Origin of the sequence: Shinella sp. JR1-6, assembly GCF_004284735.1 — a bacterium.
Taxonomy (GTDB): Bacteria; Pseudomonadota; Alphaproteobacteria; order Rhizobiales; family Rhizobiaceae; genus Shinella.
In genome coordinates, this window is the sequence record NZ_SHMI01000094.1 from 1 (window position 1) to 2,342 (window position 2,342).

The 2,342-nt window shown below is 56.5% G+C and carries 4 protein-coding genes; 2 read left to right on the forward strand and 2 right to left on the reverse strand.

What is annotated here, in order from left to right:
- The first annotated feature begins 1,019 nt into the window (after nt 1-1,019).
- Complete coding sequence (locus EXZ48_RS34400) at nt 1,020-1,262, forward strand: hypothetical protein (RefSeq protein ID WP_024270737.1); 243 nt, start codon at nt 1,020-1,022, stop codon at nt 1,260-1,262.
- 46 nt (nt 1,263-1,308) lie between these two features.
- Here the strand turns inward: EXZ48_RS34400 and EXZ48_RS34405 are convergent, their stop codons facing one another.
- Nucleotides 1,309-1,476 carry a Thivi_2564 family membrane protein gene (locus tag EXZ48_RS34405; protein WP_024270738.1) on the reverse strand — a complete coding sequence of 56 codons (168 nt, stop codon included), beginning with the start codon at nt 1,474-1,476 and terminating at the stop codon, nt 1,309-1,311.
- 169 nt (nt 1,477-1,645) lie between these two features.
- Nucleotides 1,646-1,786: a hypothetical protein gene (locus EXZ48_RS35215; RefSeq protein ID WP_156032018.1), complete on the reverse strand. Its 141-nt coding sequence runs from the start codon at nt 1,784-1,786 to the stop codon at nt 1,646-1,648.
- Between the two features lie 68 nt (nt 1,787-1,854).
- Here EXZ48_RS35215 and EXZ48_RS34410 point away from each other — a divergent pair, with 68 nt between their 5' ends.
- Nucleotides 1,855-2,079, forward strand: a complete 225-nt coding sequence (locus EXZ48_RS34410) for a hypothetical protein (RefSeq protein WP_130521544.1) — start codon at nt 1,855-1,857, stop codon at nt 2,077-2,079.
- The last annotated feature ends 263 nt before the right edge of the window (nt 2,080-2,342 follow it).

Sequence of the window (2,342 nt, forward strand, 5' to 3'; positions counted from 1 at the left end):
TGCTCTACGCCACATCATCCTGGCATAGTTCCCATGCTGTTAGGGGAGGACGGCAACCACCCCATCTCCTACCCACTTAGCTAAGTGGGGGAGCATGTCCGGGCCTTTCGGGGGCTAATTCAGATCGGAATTGCGAAGCGAGAGCTGTCGGAACTGAAAAGGTTCGCGAATGTAGACCTGGAGCTTTATCGCTACCGGGTTCGACGAACATAAGTGATGTGGATGTGAAAGAGGTTTTCGTAGATCATGGAAATCTCGACATGGAGATGGTCCAAGTTCCTGGCGTAGCCTCGACCGTCATGGGTGGCGAATTGATCGGGCCACGCTTGATCTGTAGAACGCCATCAGCCCTCTCAGCTTCCCTATAGGTTTAGCGGGTCAGAGTGTGGCATGCGGCAGAAACCCGTGTGCCGCACTCGCTGAGCGATGAATGGCAAGCCGCGGGCGGCGGCCCCGCTAATGCAAGGAAAAAGCAGGGACCAGATTTCCTTGCAGGCGCAATCTCATATTTCGAAATTCAGAGGCGACGCCCGCTCGCTTCTGCGCAGAGCCTTCCTTGCTTGCAAAATTGGGGAAGGCGGCAGGACGGTAGCGGTCAGGATCGCAGGCTCGCTTTCAAAATCGTGCCGTTTTGTCATGAGCGGGCCACATTGAGAGCCTGACCGCCTCTAAGTCGGCTCACATGAGGGTAAGCGCTCCCAGAAGTGCCATGAAAGCAAGGAACAAAATCGCCGCTATCGCCAGGACCGTGGAAACCCGGCGCCCAATAGCAACGCGTGATCTGTTTTCCATTATGGTGCCTCAGGATAAATTAATGGAAAAGGGGTCGTCGAAGTGCCGGAAACGACCCCCAGTACGGCCTAGACTGGGACCCCTACAACGATGGTTGGCTCGGGGGAGACCATAGCCGCATCGGCCACTTTTACCAACCCGGGCCCCGGCTACTTGTTCCTTCCCGACGATGGAACATCGCGGGCATATCTTTGTTTTCAATAAACCTCGAAAACATGGAGGGCGAGATGTTTCAAGCATCTCTCGGAGCGGGTTTCGGCGCGCAAGATTATGGCCTGCGCGCGTCAATCAAAGCGGCTATCGCATATGACGAGCTTTGCTCTCAGCACAAAATTGAGCTGGTCTTCGAACCCCAGGCAATCATAATTCTCGGCCGCGTGCCGCCCGATGTGGCGCGGCGTGTACGACTCGTCATCATAGAAATTGCAGGCGCTGTTCCAGTTTGGGATCGAACATTCTGGCTGAGTTGACGGGACGGCTCGCACTCAATGGCACTGTGCCGTCCCGCGTCAGTTCCTAAAAGACGGCGATGTACTTTAGCAGCGCGACAATGCCGATGATGATGACGACAACCTGCGCGATCTGCTTTGCACGTCCATCGAGAGGCAGCCGCCCGATGAGATAGAGGACCAGCACGATTACGAGGAAGGTAATCAAGATGCTGACGAGAACCGATGTAGCCAAAGCCCCAACTCCTTAAGCCAACGCTCAATTGCGCGGTAAGGGCGTAACTATGGCCCCGAACGAGTAAAACAAGTGGGGCGTACGGCAGAAACCCGTATGCTCCTACTCGCTGAGCGCACGGCCGGCGGGCCCTGCTAATGCGGGGAATTAACAGGGCCGGCCAAGCCTGTCAGTCTTCCTCGTCGCCATCGCCGAGCGCTCGAATATCCACGTCAAATCCCTCTCGACGGAACTCCTGCGCGATTCTTTCGGCTACCTCTCGGTCATAGAACATTCCATAATCACATTGGCCGTCAGTTATGCGGAACATTTTGATCTCCGTACAAAGCGCGCCGGGCATCGACGCGTACGGGACAGGGCGGTCATTAGGAGCTGACGATGGAAGACGTGAACCAGACCACCCATCAACGCTGCAAGCAAGCCGTCCTCGCCGAACTGATTGCCGCGGGATGCACGCCTGATAACCCGATCGCCCTCTATCTTGTCGGACCTACCCTTGTGGCTGCAGGCTTTACCGAGCAGCAGATTGTCAGCGCGCTCGACTTCCTCGAATACGAGAGGCATATCGAATATACCGGCGGCAACCGCGTGCGCTTAACGTAGCCCCTTCGCTCGGCTCTTGCGCCCTTCCGTTGCATCCTGCTTTATCGAACCAGAGGGGCGTTGCGTCATGGCTCGACAAATCGCGCTTTGCTTTGTCATCGGCATAGCGGCCTACGCCTGCTTCTGGATGGCATGGCATTGGTTTTGAGGACAGTATGGATGTTCGCTCCCGTCTCCATCGGATGATGAGAGCGGCGGTGCAAAAGTCGGCCACGGTAGCGGCGGCATAATGCTGCTGCGGGCGGAGTAAAATCCGGCCACCT

Coding starts and splice junctions, on each gene's coding strand:
- EXZ48_RS35215 (WP_156032018.1), bottom strand. CDS start 1,786: ATGTTCCGCATAACTGACGGCCAATGTGATTATGGAATGTTCTATGAC.
- EXZ48_RS34410 (WP_130521544.1), top strand. CDS start 1,855: ATGGAAGACGTGAACCAGACCACCCATCAACGCTGCAAGCAAGCCGTC.
- EXZ48_RS34400 (WP_024270737.1), top strand. CDS start 1,020: ATGTTTCAAGCATCTCTCGGAGCGGGTTTCGGCGCGCAAGATTATGGC.